Here is a 13987-nt window from a genome sequence, read left to right as displayed (position 1 = left end):
CGGCAGGCAGTGAACATCCATGACAGAACTTTCTTCCCCGTCCGAGGGCCTGCGCCGTGTGGTGCTGGGCGTGCAATACGACGGCGCCAGCTGGCAGGGCTGGCAGACCCAGCCGCACCGCCAGACCGTGCAGGACCAGCTGGAAGCCGCCCTGCGGCGCTTCAGCACGACCCCGATTGCCACCACCTGCGCCGGCCGCACCGATTCGGGCGTGCACGCGCTGGAGCAGGTCGTGCATTTCGACACGGCCATTGCCCGCGACAGCTTTTCCTGGGTACGTGGCACCAATGCGTTTTTGCCGCCCACGATCGCGGTGCGCTGGGCTTGCGAACTGCCCTGGGTGGATGACGCGGCCATCGCCGGCGCCAGCACCGCGGCCCAGGCGGCCGAGTTGCACGGGGCCGAGCGGGAAGGGGCCGAGAGCCTGGCTCAATTCGGTTTCCATGCACGTTTTTCGGCCATCGCCCGTACTTATCACTACGTGCTCTACAACCACGCGGTGCGCTCGCCGCTGCTGGCCGGCAAGGCTGGCTGGACCTTCCGCCCGCTGGACGCGGACCGAATGCACCGGGCCGCGCAATACCTGATCGGTGAACATGACTTCACCAGCTTCCGCGCCGTGGAATGCCAGGCCAAGTCGCCGGTGCGCAAGATGGAAAGCATCGCCGTGCGCCGCCACGGCGACATGATCGTTTTCACCCTCAAGGCCAATGCCTTCCTGCACCACATGGTGCGCAACATCGTCGGTTCGCTGATCGTGGTGGGCAGCGGCAAGCAGGGACCGGAATGGATGGGACAGGTGCTGGCCCTGCGCGACCGCAGCCGTGCCGCGCCCACCTTCATGCCTGATGGCCTGTACCTGGCGCGGGTCGACTATCCGGATAGCTGGGCGCTGCCGCAGGAGGCGCGTTCCTGGCCCTGGTTGTAAGCCTGTCAGCAGCCAGGCTAGTAGAAGTTTTCACCCATGAGGCAATCTCCATGAGCTTTCGTACCCGCATCAAGATCTGTGGCCTGACCCGTGAAGAGGATGTCCGCGCCACCGTGGCCGCCGGCGCCGATGCGCTGGGCCTGGTGTTCTATCCGAAGAGTCCGCGCTACGTGACGCCGCAGCGTGCCGGCGAGCTGGCCCGTGCGGTGCCGCCTTTCGTGAGCATCGTCGGGCTGTTCGTCAATCCGACCCTGGAAGAGGTGCAGCAGGTACTGGCCGAGGCGCCGCTCACGGTGCTGCAGTTCCACGGTGACGAGACGCCCGAGCAATGCGCTGCCATCGCCGAAGCTGTTGTCAGACCCTTCATGCGCGCGGCCAGAATAGGAAGTTCGACGCAGCCCGCGGATTTGTTAGAATACGAGCAGGCATATCGCTCCGCCAGTCCGTTTTTCACCGGACTGCTGCTCGACACCCTGGTCGAGGAGTATGGCGGCAGCGGAAAGGTTTTCGATTGGTCTCTCATTCCAAAAGAACTCGCGCCTCGGGCCGTTTTGAGTGGTGGCTTGAGCGTACACAACGTCACTGAGGCGGTCGCTGGCGTTCGCCCCTACGCGGTCGACATCAGCAGTGGCGTCGAAGCCGCCAAGGGCATCAAGGATGCCGCCAGGATCGAGGCCTTCATCCAGGCCGTGCGTCTGGCGGATGCTACCCCTGCGTAGCACACCTCCCAACGAGTTTCAGAGGAACACCATGAAAGAATTGAACCCCCTCGGCGGTTTCGCCGAGCGTCAAGCCATTCCCGCCGCCGCTCTGCACCAGACGGCCCATTACAACCTGCCCGACGCCCGTGGCCACTTCGGCCCCTACGGCGGCAGCTTCGTCTCCGAGACGCTGACCCTGGCCTTGAACGAGCTGCGCGATGCGTATGCGAAGTATCAGCACGATGAACAGTTCCTGGCCGAATTCCACACCGAACTGAAGCATTTCGTCGGCCGCCCCAGCCCGGTGTATCACGCCAAGCGCTGGTCCGAGATCGCCGGTGGCGCGCAGATCTACTTCAAGCGCGAAGACCTGAACCACACCGGCGCCCACAAGATCAACAACGTGATCGGCCAGGCCTTGCTGGCCAAGCGCATGGGCAAGAAGCGCATCATCGCCGAGACCGGCGCCGGCCAGCACGGTGTGGCCACCGCCACCATCTGCGCGCGCTTCGGCATGGAATGCATCGTCTACATGGGTAGCGAAGACGTGAAGCGCCAGCTGCAGAACGTCTACCGCATGAACCTGCTGGGTGCCAAGGTGGTGCCGGTGGAATCCGGCTCCAAGACCTTGAAGGATGCGCTCAATGAAGCCATGCGCGACTGGGTCACCAACGTCGAGACCACCTTCTACATCATCGGTACCGTCGCCGGTCCGCACCCCTATCCGATGATGGTGCGCGACTTCCAGTCGGTGATTGGCAACGAGTGCATCCAGCAGATGCCGGAAGTCGCCTCGCGCCAGCCGGACTACGTGGTGGCTTGCGTCGGTGGCGGTTCCAACGCCATGGGCATCTTCTATCCCTACATTGACTATCCGGACGTCAAGCTGGTCGGCGTGGAAGCGGCAGGCGATGGCCTGGAGACCGGCCGCCACTCGGCCTCGCTGACGCTGGGCTCGCCCGGTGTGCTGCACGGCAACCGTACCTACCTGCTGCAGGATGCCAACGGCCAGATCATCGAGACCCATTCGGTCTCGGCCGGCCTGGATTATCCGGGCGTGGGTCCGGAACACGCCTGGCTCAAGGACAGCGCCCGCGCCAGCTATGCCTGCATCACCGATGCCGAAGCGCTGGAAGCCTTCCACAACTGCTGCCGCATCGAAGGCATCATCCCGGCGCTGGAGTCCAGCCATGCCCTGGCCCATGCGGCCAAGCTGGCGGCCACCTTGCCCAAGGATCAGATCGTCCTGGTCAACCTGTCCGGCCGTGGAGACAAGGACATGCATACCGTGCAACAGCACCAGGCCTGACCCCAGGCCGGCGCGCACGTGCCGGCCGGTCCTGCGGGGCCGGCCGGTGGTTTCGACAAAACAATTCATCTCATCATGTCCAGAATCCAGACCACCTTTTCCCAACTGGCCGAGCAGAAGCGCAAGGCGCTCATTACCTTCATTACCGCCGGTGACCCGGCCCCCGAGCTGACCGTGCCGCTGCTGCACGCACTGGTGGCCGGCGGCGTCGACATCCTCGAACTGGGCGTGCCGTTCTCCGACCCCATGGCCGAAGGCCCGGTAATCCAGCGCGCCTGCGAACGCGCCTTGAAATTCGGCGTCAGCACCCACGACGTGCTGGGCTACGTGCGTGAATTCCGCAAGACCAACAGCCACACGCCCATCGTGCTGATGGGCTATGCCAATCCCATCGAACGCTTTGGCGTCGATGCCTTCATCGCAGCGGCCAGCGAGGCGGGCGTGGATGGCACCATCGTGGTGGACTATCCGCCCGAGGAATGTGAAGAATTCTCCCAAAAGATGCAGGCCAAGGGCATGGACCCGATCTTCCTGCTGGCCCCGACCTCTTCGGAAGAACGTATCCGCCAGGTGGCGGCCGTCAGCAGCGGCTTCTGCTATTACGTCTCGTTGAAGGGCGTCACCGGCGCCGGCCATATCGACACGGCCGAAGTGGCCGAGCGCATCGCCGCCATCCGCCAGCACGTGAAGCTGCCCATCGCGGTGGGCTTCGGCATTCGTGATGGCGCAACCGCCCGCACCGTCGGCAGCGTGGCCGATGCAGTCGTGATCGGCAGCCGCATCATTGCCGAACTGGAAAACACCCCGCATGACCAGGCCTGCGCAGCGGTGCAAGCCTTCGTCACCGATATCCGCCAGGCGCTGGACGCCTGAGCGGCAGCGTCCCCGGTCCGGCAGGGCGGGGGAGCGCAATGAGGAGCCTCCGGCAGCGTCCGGGGGCTTTGTTTTTTGATACGGCGCAAGCGGGCAGCGTACATTTTCTTGCTCGCCGGAAAGCATGACCGTGCTTTACGTCCGCCGCCGGTGGGCTCTGGTACAATGCGCGCCACCGGAAACATCTATGAGGTCTCTATGAGCTGGCTCGAGAAGTTATTGCCACCCCAGATTCAACGCGGCTCCACCAGCCGCAAAGCCATCCCGGAAGGTTTGTGGGTCAAGTGCCCCTCCTGCGAGGCCGTGCTGTACCGTACCGACCTGGAATCGAACCTGCATGTCTGCCCCAAGTGCAGCCACCACATGCGTATCCGCGCCCGCGCTCGTCTCGATGCCCTGCTCGACGAAGGCGGCCGCTATGAGATCGGCCAGGAAGCCTTGCCGGTCGATACCCTGAAGTTCAAGGACAGCAAGAAGTACCCCGATCGCCTGAAGGACGCCATGGAATCCACCGGCGAAACCGACGCCATGGTGGTCATGGGCGGCGCCATCATGACCCTGCCGGTCGTGGTGGCCTGCTTCGAGTTCGAATTCATGGGCGGTTCCATGGGCTCCGTGGTCGGCGAGCGCTTTGCGCGCGGTGCCCAGGCCGCACTGGAACAGAAGGTCCCCTTCATCTGCATCACCGCCACGGGTGGCGCGCGCATGCAGGAAGGCCTGCTGTCGCTGATGCAGATGGCCAAGACCACCGCCATGCTGACCAAGCTGTCGGAAAAGAAGCTGCCCTTCATCAGCGTGCTGACCGACCCGACCATGGGCGGCGTCTCGGCGTCCTTCGCCTTCATGGGCGACGTGGTGATGGCCGAACCCAAGGCCCTGATCGGCTTTGCCGGTCCGCGCGTGATCGAGAACACGGTGCGCGAGAAGCTGCCCGAAGGCTTCCAGCGTGCTGAATTCCTGGTCACCAAGGGCGCCATCGACATGATCGTCGACCGCCGCAAGATGCGCGAGGAAATCGCCCATCTGCTGGCCCTGCTGCAAAATCAGTCCGCCGAAACGGTTTCCTGATTAGCCGCTATACTTCAGGCCCGGATTTGCAGAAGTGCAAATCCGGGCTTTGTCTTTTCGACATCCGCAAGCCGTAATCCGTAATCCGTAATCCGTTTTTCGAGCAGCAGCTTCACCGACCGAGACGCGCCATGACTTCCCAAGCCTCCCCGACTCCCGCCACCTTGAACGAATGGCTGGCCCTGCTGGAACAACGCCACTTCAAGCAGATCGACATGGGCCTGGACCGTGTGCAGGCCGTGAAGGAAAAGCTCGACATCCGCTTCGACTGCCCCGTCATCATGGTGGCTGGCACCAATGGCAAGGGTTCCACCTGCGCCATGCTGGAATCGATCCTGCTGCGCGCCGGTTATCGCGTGGGCCTGTACATCAAGCCGCATTTCCTGCATTTCAATGAACGCGCCCGCTTGTCCGGCGACATGGCCAGCGATGCCCAGCTGATCGCCGCCTTCGAGGCGGTGGAGGCCCAGCGCGGCGACATCTCGCTGACCTATTTCGAATTCACCACCCTGGCCATCATGAAGCTGCTGGCCGATGCCCGGCAGGATGTGGTGATCCTGGAAGTCGGTCTGGGCGGCCGCCTGGATGCGGTCAACGTGATCGATGCCGATGTGGCCATCGTCACCAGCATCGACATCGACCATACCGAATACCTGGGCGAAACCCGTGAAGAGATCGGTTTCGAGAAAGCCGGCATCTTCCGTCCCGGCAAGGTCGCCGTGTGCGGCGACCCGGTGCCGCCCAAGTCGCTCATCGCTCACGCCGAGAAGATCGGTGCCGACCTGTGGCTCATGGGCCGCGACTTCAACTACCAGGGCGACAAGCAGCAATGGGCCTATGGCGGGCGCGGCATGCGCCGCAACTCGCTGGCCTATCCCAGCCTGCGCGGTGCCAACCAGATCCTCAACGCCTCGGCCGCCCTGGCCGCGCTGGAGGCCCTGCGCGAAGTGTTGCCGGTGGGTGCCCAGGAAGTGCGCACCGGCCTGGCCACGGTGGAGCTGCCGGGCCGCTTTCAGGTACTGCCGGGCCAGCCGCTGGTGATCCTGGATGTGGCCCACAACCCGCATGCGGCCGCCACGCTGGCGCAGAACCTGGACAACATGGGCTTCCACCCCTATACCTATGCGGTGTTCGGCTCCATGCTGGACAAGGACATCGAAGGCGTCATCGGCCACCTCAAGGACAAGATCGACCACTGGTGCGTGACCGACCTGCCGCTGCCGCGCGCGGCCAGCGCGCAACAGCTCAAGGAAGCCCTGCTGGGGGCCGGCGTGCAGCCGGAATTCAGGCGGGACGCGGCGCGCAGCGTAGAAACCTTCACTACACCGGCCGAGGCGTATGCAAATGCATTAAGCAGAGCAGGGGAGAATGATAGAATTGTGGTTTTCGGGTCCTTCCTGACCGTAGCCGGCGTCATGCAGGCGCGCCGCCCCGGTCTGCACTGATTCCGAACCCGCGTTCCGGAGCCGGCCGCCCTTGCCAGGCGGTGCCAGGACCTGAGTGGCCAGGCAGGTTTTCCACGATTTCCAGATCAATTCAAGACGACTCCGCATGGGCTTGTTCTCGTTTTTCCGTAAAAACAAGCAGGATTCTTCTGCTGACCAAGGGTCCTTCCGTTCACGTTCCGAGGAGCAATCTTCCGTCATCCGCAGCCGTAGCAGCCGCAGTGCGGCCGGTGGTGCCGCCGGTTCTGCCCGCAGCAGCCGCAGCAAGGCCGGCAAGGATGCCGCCGCCGATCCGCTGTTGCCGGAAAAGAAACGCGCCCGCCGCCGCCTGATCGGTGCCGTCGCGCTGACGCTGGCCGTGGTGATCGTGTTGCCGATGATCCTCGATTCCGAGCCCAAGCCGCTCAACGACGACATCGCCATCCAGATCCCGTCCAAGGACCAGCCGGCTTCCGGCGTGGCCCAGCCGGGTGGCCGTGATGCCAAGCAGGCTTCGCTGGACCAGAAGGAAGAGATCGTCGAGCCGTCCAGCATCGCCCCTGAGCCCGCAGCAGCGGCCACGCCAGCTGCCCCGGTCCAGCCGGTGACGCCGCCGGTGGTCGCCGTGGCACCCAAGGTGGTCGAGAAGCCGGCTGACAAGCCGGTGGAAAAGCATACTGAAAAGCCCGCCCCCAAGGCCGAGGAAAAGAAGCCGGCCGTGGCCGAGCACAAGGAAGAACCGAAGAAGGAAGCCGCCAAGCCCAAGGCGCCTGCGCACACTGCCGACGACGATGCCGCACGTGCGCTGGCCATTCTGGAAGGCAAGCCCGCCAGTGCGGCTGCAGCTCCGGCCCCGGCGGAAAAGAAACCGGCTGCGGCCGGTGGCAAGTTCGTCATCCAGGTGGCTGCGCTGGCCACCCAGGACAAGGTCAATGAATTGCGCAACAAGCTCAGCGCCGCCGGCATCCATTCGTACACGCAAAAGATCGCAACCGAGGCAGGAGAGCGCACGCGCATTCGCGTCGGCCCCTTCGCCAGCCGCGAGGAAGCCGAACGCATGGGCGGCCGAATCAAGAAGCTGGGCCTGAATGCCACGATTGTTCCTGCTTGAATTTGGCTACAGATAGCCGCATATTGTTGTCATCGTGACGATATTTGACTACCTGGTGCTGCTGATCCTGGCCTGTTCGGTGATCATCGGCACCCTGCGCGGACTGGTGCGCGAGGTGTTGTCCCTGGCCGGCTGGATTGTCGCGCTGGTGGTGGCCAATACCTATGGCGAGGCGTTATCGACGATGCTGCCGGATGTGGTGCCGGGTGAACTGACGCGCTTGATCGTGGCCTTCATTGCCCTCTTCATCGGCACGCGCCTGTTGATGGCGCTGGTGGCCAAGACGCTGGGCGAGCTGGTCAAGGCGACCGGCCTGGGTTTCCTCGATCGCACGCTGGGCAGCATTTTCGGTGTGGCGCGCGGGGTATTGCTGGTGGTGGCGGTGGCCTTGCTGTGCGGTACCACGGCCATTCCGCAACAGGATTTCTGGAAGCAGGCGCGCTTCAGTCCCTGGGTCGAGCAGGCAGCCGAAGCGGTGCTGCCCTACCTGCCGGGCAAGCTGGCCGAGCATGTGAGTTTTTCCACTCCGGTGTGAGCGGATGGGCGCCCCGTGGCGGGGACCATAGTATCGCGGGAGTGGCGTGGCAGTCGTGGTTCATTTTCGTTTTCGTTTTTCGTTAGGAGTCCACCATGTGTGGCATCGTCGGTATCGTCTCTCATAGTCCCGTCAACCAGATGCTGTATGACGCGCTGCTGCTGCTGCAGCACCGCGGCCAGGATGCGGCGGGGATCGCAACCAACCACAGCAACGGTTTCTCGATGCACAAGGCCAACGGCCTGGTGCGCGACGTGTTCCGTACCCGCAACATGCGCTCGCTGCCCGGCAACACCGGCATCGGCCAGGTGCGCTACCCGACCGCAGGCAGCTCGTCCTCGGAAGAAGAAGCGCAGCCCTTCTACGTCAATGCCCCCTTCGGCATCATCCTGGCGCACAACGGCAACCTGACCAATGCGGAACAGTTGAAGATCGAGATGTTCAAGAACGATCGCCGCCACATCAACACCGATTCCGATACCGAAGTGCTGTTGAACGTGCTGGCCCACGAGATCCAGCAAGCCACTACCGGCTACTCGCTGGACCCGGCTGCGCTCTTCAAGGCCGTGGCCATGGTGCACAAGCGCGTGCGCGGCTCCTACGCCGTGGTGGCGCAGATCGCCGGTTATGGTCTGCTCGGTTTCCGCGATCCGTACGGCATCCGTCCGATGTGCCTGGGCTTCAACGAGAGCGACAAGGGCATCGAATACATGATGGCCAGCGAATCGGTGGCCCTGGAAGGCATGGGCTTCCGCTTCCTGCGTGACGTCAACCCGGGTGAAGCGATCTTCATTGACAACGACGGCAAGCTGTACAACCAGCAATGCGCCGAAAACCCGACGCTGAACCCCTGTGCCTTCGAATACGTCTACCTGGCCCGTCCGGACTCCATCATCGATGGCGCCTCGGTCTACGCCACCCGCCTGAAGATGGGCGAGTTCCTGGCCGACAAGATCCGTAGCCAGTTCAAGCATGGCGAGATTGACGTGGTCATGCCGATTCCCGATTCCTCGCGTCCGGCGGCCATGGAACTGGCGTTGAAGCTGGGCATCGAGTACCGCGAAGGCTTCATCAAGAACCGCTACATCGGCCGCACCTTCATCATGCCGGGCCAGGCGCTGCGCAAGAAGTCGGTGCGCCAGAAGCTCAACGCCATCGGCAGCGAATTCAAGGGCAAGAACGTGCTGCTGGTGGATGACTCCATCGTGCGCGGCACCACCAGCCGTGAAATCGTGCAGATGGCCCGCGAGTCGGGCGCCAAGAACGTGATCTTCGCGTCGGCCGCGCCGCCGGTGAAGTTCCCCAACGTGTACGGCATCGACATGCCGACCCGTGACGAACTGATCGCCTTCGGCCGCAGCGACGAAGAGGTTTGCCGCGAGATCACCGCCGATGCCCTGGTGTACCAGGACGTGGAAGCCCTGAAGCGTGCCATCTCCGACGCCAACCCGGCCCTGAAGCAATTCGAGGCCTCCTGCTTCGATGGTCACTACATCACCGGCGACATCACCCAGGAATACCTGGACCGCATCGAATACGCCCGCAAGAATCCCAAGCCGGCGCTGGAAGATGTGGTGCGTTCCCAGCTGAACCTGAACCTGGCGCGCGTGGACTGATCCCCGCCGTCTGATTCAAGGCTGGACCAGGACGCCGGTGGCCGCTTTGGCGGCACCGGCGTTTTGCGTTGAGGTGCCACGCAAACCAGCCGACGGGAATCTGGCTTATCATTTTGCCCTTGGCCGTGCGCCGGCCTTGCTCATTTCTTCTGCCTTTCCGACTACGCGATGAACGATAAAAAGACCTACGGCTTCACCACCACCATCCTCCACAGCGACCGCCAGAAGGGCATCGAACACGGCTCGCTGCACAAGCCCATCCACACCTCCGTGACCTTCGGCTATGAAGATGCACGCCAGCTGGCCGAAGTGTTCCAGGGCAAGCAGCCCGGCTATCGCTATGGTCGCCAGGGCAATCCGACCGTGTCGGCGCTGGAAGACAAGATCACCAAGATGGAAGACGGCAAGTCCACCATCTGCTTTGCCACCGGCATGGCCGCCATTGGCGCCATCGTCCAGGGTCTGCTGCGCGAGGGTGATCATGTGGTGTCATCGGCTTTCCTGTTCGGCAATACCAACAGCCTGTGGATGACGGTGGCCGCGCAGGGGGCCAAGGTCTCCATGGTCGACGCCACCGATGTGAAGAACGTGGAAGCGGCCATCACGCCGCAGACCCGCCTGGTCTTCGTGGAAACCATCGCCAACCCGCGCACCCAGGTGGCGGACTTGAAGCGCATCGGCGAGCTGTGCCGCGAGCGCGGCATCCTCTACGTGGTCGACAACACCATGACCTCGCCTTACCTGTTCCGTCCCAAGACGGTCGGTGCGGGCCTGGTGGTCAATTCGCTGACCAAGTCCATCGGTGGCCACGGCAATGCCCTCGGTGGCGCGCTGACCGATACCGGTGAATACGACTGGACGCGCTACCCGCACATCGCCGACAGCTACAAGAAGAACCCGGCCCCGCAATGGGGCATGGCGCAGATCCGCGCCAAGGCGCTGCGCGACTTCGGCGCCACGCTGGGCCCGGAAGCGGCGCACCACATCGCCGTTGGCGCCGAGACCATGGCCCTGCGCCAGGAACGTGAATGCAAGAATGCGCTGGCGCTGGCCCAGATGCTGGAAGCGGATCCGCGCGTGGCAGCGGTCCACTATCCGGGGCTGGAGTCACATCCCCAGCACGCCTTGTGCAAGCAGCTGTTCCGCGCTTTCGGCAGCCTGATGTCCTTCGAGCTGAAGGACAGCATCGATTGCTTCGATTACCTCAACCGGCTGAACCTGGCCGTGGCCGCCAGCAACCTGGGCGACACCCGTACGCTGGTGATCCCGGTGGCGCACACCATCTTCTACGAGATGGGGGCTGAGCGCCGCGCCAGCATGGGCATCGCCGAGTCGCTCATTCGTGTGTCCGTGGGGCTGGAAGATACCGATGACCTGGTGGCCGATTTCCGCCAGGCGCTGGAGGCCTGAAGCGGCAAGCCCGCCGTGACGGCGGTTCCAGGCCGAAGTGAATGAAACGACACGCCCGTCGCCTCGCAAGAGGGACGGGCGTTGTCGTTGCTAGCGCCAGATGAACGTTTGTGTAAAAAACCGGTATCAGGGCACCAGGTTGGCCACCGCTTCACGGTCGGCCCACTTGGTCTTGTAGGTCGGCTTGAAGGTCTGGAAGCGCTCGATCAGCTTGACCGGATCGGCCTCATGCATCATCAGCCCGGACTGGTCGCTGCTGACGAAGCGCTGCGAGACCAGGTGATCGACGAAGGCGATCAGGTTGTTGTAGAAGCCGTCCACGTTGTACAGGCTGATCGGCTTGTAATGGAAGCCCAGCTGGGCCCAGGTCAGCACCTCGAACAGTTCTTCCAGGGTGCCCATGCCGCCGGGCATGGCCACGAAGCCATCGGAGAGCTCGGCCATCATGGCCTTGCGTTCGTGCATGTCCTTGACGATGTGCAGGCGGGTCAGGCCGTCGTGGCCCAGTTCCTTGTCCAGCAAGGCTTTGGGGATGACGCCGGTGGCTTCGCCGCCCAGCTTCATGACTTCACTGGCGATGATGCCCATCAGGCCCACATTGCCGCCGCCATAGACCAGGGCGATGTTGTTCTTCACCATCTCCTGGGCCAGCTTGCGCGCTGCCTCGGCATAGGCCGGGGAAGCGCCGGGGGAAGAACCGCAATATACGCAAATCGATTTCATGTGTCCTCTGCTGTGTCCGTCGTTACGTCAGTACATGGTTACAATGGCTGAGCTGGATAGCCAGATGTTTCCTGCTGGAACCAGAATGTCTCTCCAAGCTGCCACTATCTCCAGCCGTCTTCCTGTTATACCATGATAGTGCAGTGCAGCATAAGCTGAAGTGGTGACGCCGGCGTGACAGCGCGGCACTGCGCATGCGCCCGGCCACATTGTGCGGGTCTGTCACGTGGCACGTGAAGATAAAGGACATCATGTCGAACAAGATCGTCAGTCTGGCCCTGCAAGGCGGGGGCTCGCATGGCGCCTTCACCTGGGGCGTGCTGGATCGTTTGCTGGAGGATGGCCGGCTGGACCTGGAAGGCATCAGCGGTGCCTCGGCCGGGGCCATGAATGCGGCGGTGATGGCCCAGGGCTACGTGCAGGACGGCCGCGACGGTGCCCGCGCCGCGCTGGAGCGCTTCTGGACTGCGCTCTCCAATGGCGTGCCGCTGGACCATGTGACGGCCGAAGGCGCGCCCGTCATCGCCAACCCCGCACCACTGCCCGGCATGCAGGCACTGCTGGCGATGACGCGCTTCTTCTCGCCCACGCAATTGAATCCGCTGGATATCAATCCGCTGCGCGACATCCTGGTGGAGCAGGTCGATTTCGAACGCTTGCGCAGCCAGCGTGAACTGAAATTGTTCATTGCGGCCACCCAGGTCAGCACCGGCACGTTGAAGATCTTCCGCAACCCCGATCTGTCGGTGGAAGTGCTGTTGGCCTCGGCCTGCCTGCCTTCGCTGCACCGGCCCATCGAGATCGATGGCGAAGCCTATTGGGATGGCGGCCTGACCGCCAATCCGCCGATTTTCCCCCTGCTGCATTCCTGTGCCGCGCGTGACGTGATGGTGGTGCTGCTGCATCCCAGCCGTCGCGCCGGTACGCCCACTTCCAGCCACGACATCGGCCAGCGGCTCTCGGAGATCAGCTTCAGCTCAGCCTTCTTCACCGAACTGAGCGGACTGGCCCTGGCCAAGCGCGAGGCCGAGAATTCCACTCTGGCCTTCGGCTCGCTGGAACGGCGGCTGCGCCAGCTCAACATCCACATGATCGATGCCAATGAGCTCATGGAGCAGCTGACCAACCTCTCCAAGCTCAATACCCAGGCCAGTTTCATCGGCAGCCTGTTCCAGCAGGGCCGCGAGCGCGCCTCGGAATGGCTGGAGCAGAACTTCGCCCAGATCGGTCATACCTCCACCTTCGACCTCGGACGTTTCCTGCCCTGAGACAGGCTTGCGGGGGCAGGGCGGACGCACGATCGTTCACTTTTGTCTATACTTTGCGGCTTGATCCTTCGTTCCGCCCCGCAGTACCGACAAAAAAGACAAGCCATGCGCCAAACCATCGCCCAGAAAATCTCCCGTTCCGAATTCCTCGACGTGCGCGGCCTGCGCTACCACGTGCGCCACTGGGGCGACCCGCAGGCCCCCAAGATCTTCATGATGCACGGCTGGATGGATATGTCGGCCTCGTTCCAGTTCATGGTCGATGCCCTGCAAGGGGAGTGGCACGTGATCGCTCCCGACTGGCGCGGTTTCGGCCTGACCGAGCGGGCCCCGGCGCAGTCCTACTGGTTCCCCGATTACCTGGCCGACCTCGATGCCATCCTTGACCACTACGCCGGTGAGGAGGCCATCAACCTGCTCGGCCACAGCATGGGCGGCAATGTGGTGAGCCTGTATGCGGGCGTGCGCCCCCAGCGCATCAAGCGTCTGGTGAACCTGGAAGGCATCGGCCTGCCCACGGCCAAGCCGGAGCAGGCGCCGGGACGCTTCACGCAATGGCTGGACGAGATGAAGAATCGTCCCGTATTGCGCGGCTACGAGACGCTCGAAGAAGTGGCCGCGCGGCTGCAGAAGAACAATGCACGCCTCTCGGACGAGCGCGCCGGTTTCCTGGCCCAGCATTGGGCGCAGCAGGATGAGAGCGGCCTGTGGCAGATCCTCGGCGATCCGGCCCACAAGCAGGTCAGCCCCATCCTGTACCGGGTCGATGAAATGATGGCCTGCTGGAGCCGCATCACCGCCCCGGTGCTGTGGATCGAGGCGATCGACAGCGATATCTGGCGTTTCTTCGGTCCGGCCTCGTTGAAACGTGAAGAAATCGACCGCCGCATCGCCTGTATCCCCAAGACGCAGGTGGAGATGATCGCCGACGCCGGCCACATGCTGCATCACGACCAGCCCGAGCGGCTGGCACAACTGATCGAGGCTTTTCTGCAGCAGCCGGCCTGAGGCTGGCCGCATC

At 63.5% G+C, this 13987-nt stretch carries 13 protein-coding genes; 12 read left to right on the top strand and 1 reads right to left on the bottom strand.

Going from position 1 to position 13987, the window contains the following annotated elements; all coding sequences use genetic code 11:
* Positions 1 to 19 precede the first annotated feature (19 nt).
* The 10 genes from E2K99_RS16960 to E2K99_RS16915 all read left to right on the top strand — a co-directional run bounded on the left by E2K99_RS16960 (position 20) and on the right by E2K99_RS16915 (position 10975).
* Positions 20 to 928 carry a tRNA pseudouridine synthase A gene (locus tag E2K99_RS16960; protein WP_134222968.1) on the top strand — a complete coding sequence of 303 codons (909 nt, stop codon included), beginning with the start codon at positions 20 to 22 and terminating at the stop codon, positions 926 to 928.
* 50 nt (positions 929 to 978) lie between these two features.
* Positions 979 to 1647: a phosphoribosylanthranilate isomerase gene (locus E2K99_RS16955; protein ID WP_134222967.1), complete on the top strand. Its 669-nt coding sequence runs from the start codon at positions 979 to 981 to the stop codon at positions 1645 to 1647.
* Between the two features lie 31 nt (positions 1648 to 1678).
* Entirely contained in the window at positions 1679 to 2938 is a 1260-nt protein-coding gene (trpB, locus tag E2K99_RS16950) for a tryptophan synthase subunit beta (RefSeq protein WP_134222966.1), read from the top strand.
* Between the two features lie 75 nt (positions 2939 to 3013).
* The gene (trpA, locus tag E2K99_RS16945) at positions 3014 to 3811 is read left to right on the top strand and encodes a tryptophan synthase subunit alpha (RefSeq protein WP_134222965.1); all 798 of its coding nucleotides are present in this window, start codon (positions 3014 to 3016) and stop codon (positions 3809 to 3811) included.
* A gap of 198 nt (positions 3812 to 4009) precedes the next feature.
* Positions 4010 to 4879, top strand: coding sequence for an acetyl-CoA carboxylase, carboxyltransferase subunit beta (accD, locus tag E2K99_RS16940; RefSeq protein WP_034331674.1), 870 nt, complete (start codon positions 4010 to 4012; stop codon positions 4877 to 4879).
* 131 nt (positions 4880 to 5010) lie between these two features.
* Positions 5011 to 6324: a bifunctional tetrahydrofolate synthase/dihydrofolate synthase gene (gene folC, locus E2K99_RS16935; protein ID WP_134222964.1), complete on the top strand. Its 1314-nt coding sequence runs from the start codon at positions 5011 to 5013 to the stop codon at positions 6322 to 6324.
* 106 nt (positions 6325 to 6430) lie between these two features.
* A complete protein-coding gene (locus E2K99_RS16930; RefSeq protein WP_134222963.1) occupies positions 6431 to 7414 on the top strand; it encodes an SPOR domain-containing protein in 984 nt (327 codons plus the stop codon).
* 34 nt (positions 7415 to 7448) lie between these two features.
* Positions 7449 to 7949 (top strand): CvpA family protein, encoded by a 501-nt coding sequence (locus E2K99_RS16925; protein ID WP_134222962.1) that lies wholly within the window; start codon positions 7449 to 7451, stop codon positions 7947 to 7949.
* A gap of 95 nt (positions 7950 to 8044) precedes the next feature.
* Entirely contained in the window at positions 8045 to 9565 is a 1521-nt protein-coding gene (gene purF, locus E2K99_RS16920) for an amidophosphoribosyltransferase (protein WP_088754955.1), read from the top strand.
* A 168-nt stretch (positions 9566 to 9733) separates the two neighbouring features.
* Entirely contained in the window at positions 9734 to 10975 is a 1242-nt protein-coding gene (locus E2K99_RS16915) for a cystathionine gamma-synthase family protein (RefSeq protein ID WP_134222961.1), read from the top strand.
* Positions 10976 to 11101: 126 nt separating this feature from the next.
* Here E2K99_RS16915 and E2K99_RS16910 read toward each other — a convergent pair whose 3' ends face one another.
* Positions 11102 to 11698, bottom strand: coding sequence for an LOG family protein (locus tag E2K99_RS16910; protein ID WP_088754957.1), 597 nt, complete (start codon positions 11696 to 11698; stop codon positions 11102 to 11104).
* 251 nt (positions 11699 to 11949) lie between these two features.
* On the opposite strand from E2K99_RS16910, the gene E2K99_RS16905 reads away from it, so the two are divergent.
* Together E2K99_RS16905 and E2K99_RS16900 are read left to right on the top strand one after the other, a co-directional pair.
* The gene (locus tag E2K99_RS16905) at positions 11950 to 12966 is read left to right on the top strand and encodes a patatin-like phospholipase family protein (protein WP_134222960.1); all 1017 of its coding nucleotides are present in this window, start codon (positions 11950 to 11952) and stop codon (positions 12964 to 12966) included.
* A 105-nt stretch (positions 12967 to 13071) separates the two neighbouring features.
* Positions 13072 to 13974: an alpha/beta fold hydrolase gene (locus tag E2K99_RS16900; RefSeq protein WP_034338926.1), complete on the top strand. Its 903-nt coding sequence runs from the start codon at positions 13072 to 13074 to the stop codon at positions 13972 to 13974.
* Positions 13975 to 13987: the final 13 nt, after the last annotated feature.

This window comes from Herbaspirillum huttiense (assembly GCF_004367745.1).
Taxonomy (GTDB): domain Bacteria; phylum Pseudomonadota; class Gammaproteobacteria; order Burkholderiales; family Burkholderiaceae_D; genus Herbaspirillum; species Herbaspirillum huttiense.
The sequence above is the reverse complement of the archived record's forward strand: the minus strand, read 5'-3'. Positions and strand labels throughout refer to the sequence as shown.

Coding starts and splice junctions, on each gene's coding strand:
- folC (WP_134222964.1), top strand. CDS start 5,011: ATGACTTCCCAAGCCTCCCCGACTCCCGCCACCTTGAACGAATGGCTG.
- E2K99_RS16905 (WP_134222960.1), top strand. CDS start 11,950: ATGTCGAACAAGATCGTCAGTCTGGCCCTGCAAGGCGGGGGCTCGCAT.
- E2K99_RS16910 (WP_088754957.1), bottom strand. CDS start 11,698: ATGAAATCGATTTGCGTATATTGCGGTTCTTCCCCCGGCGCTTCCCCG.
- E2K99_RS16915 (WP_134222961.1), top strand. CDS start 9,734: ATGAACGATAAAAAGACCTACGGCTTCACCACCACCATCCTCCACAGC.
- E2K99_RS16960 (WP_134222968.1), top strand. CDS start 20: ATGACAGAACTTTCTTCCCCGTCCGAGGGCCTGCGCCGTGTGGTGCTG.
- accD (WP_034331674.1), top strand. CDS start 4,010: ATGAGCTGGCTCGAGAAGTTATTGCCACCCCAGATTCAACGCGGCTCC.
- E2K99_RS16900 (WP_034338926.1), top strand. CDS start 13,072: ATGCGCCAAACCATCGCCCAGAAAATCTCCCGTTCCGAATTCCTCGAC.
- trpA (WP_134222965.1), top strand. CDS start 3,014: ATGTCCAGAATCCAGACCACCTTTTCCCAACTGGCCGAGCAGAAGCGC.
- purF (WP_088754955.1), top strand. CDS start 8,045: ATGTGTGGCATCGTCGGTATCGTCTCTCATAGTCCCGTCAACCAGATG.
- E2K99_RS16955 (WP_134222967.1), top strand. CDS start 979: ATGAGCTTTCGTACCCGCATCAAGATCTGTGGCCTGACCCGTGAAGAG.
- trpB (WP_134222966.1), top strand. CDS start 1,679: ATGAAAGAATTGAACCCCCTCGGCGGTTTCGCCGAGCGTCAAGCCATT.
- E2K99_RS16930 (WP_134222963.1), top strand. CDS start 6,431: ATGGGCTTGTTCTCGTTTTTCCGTAAAAACAAGCAGGATTCTTCTGCT.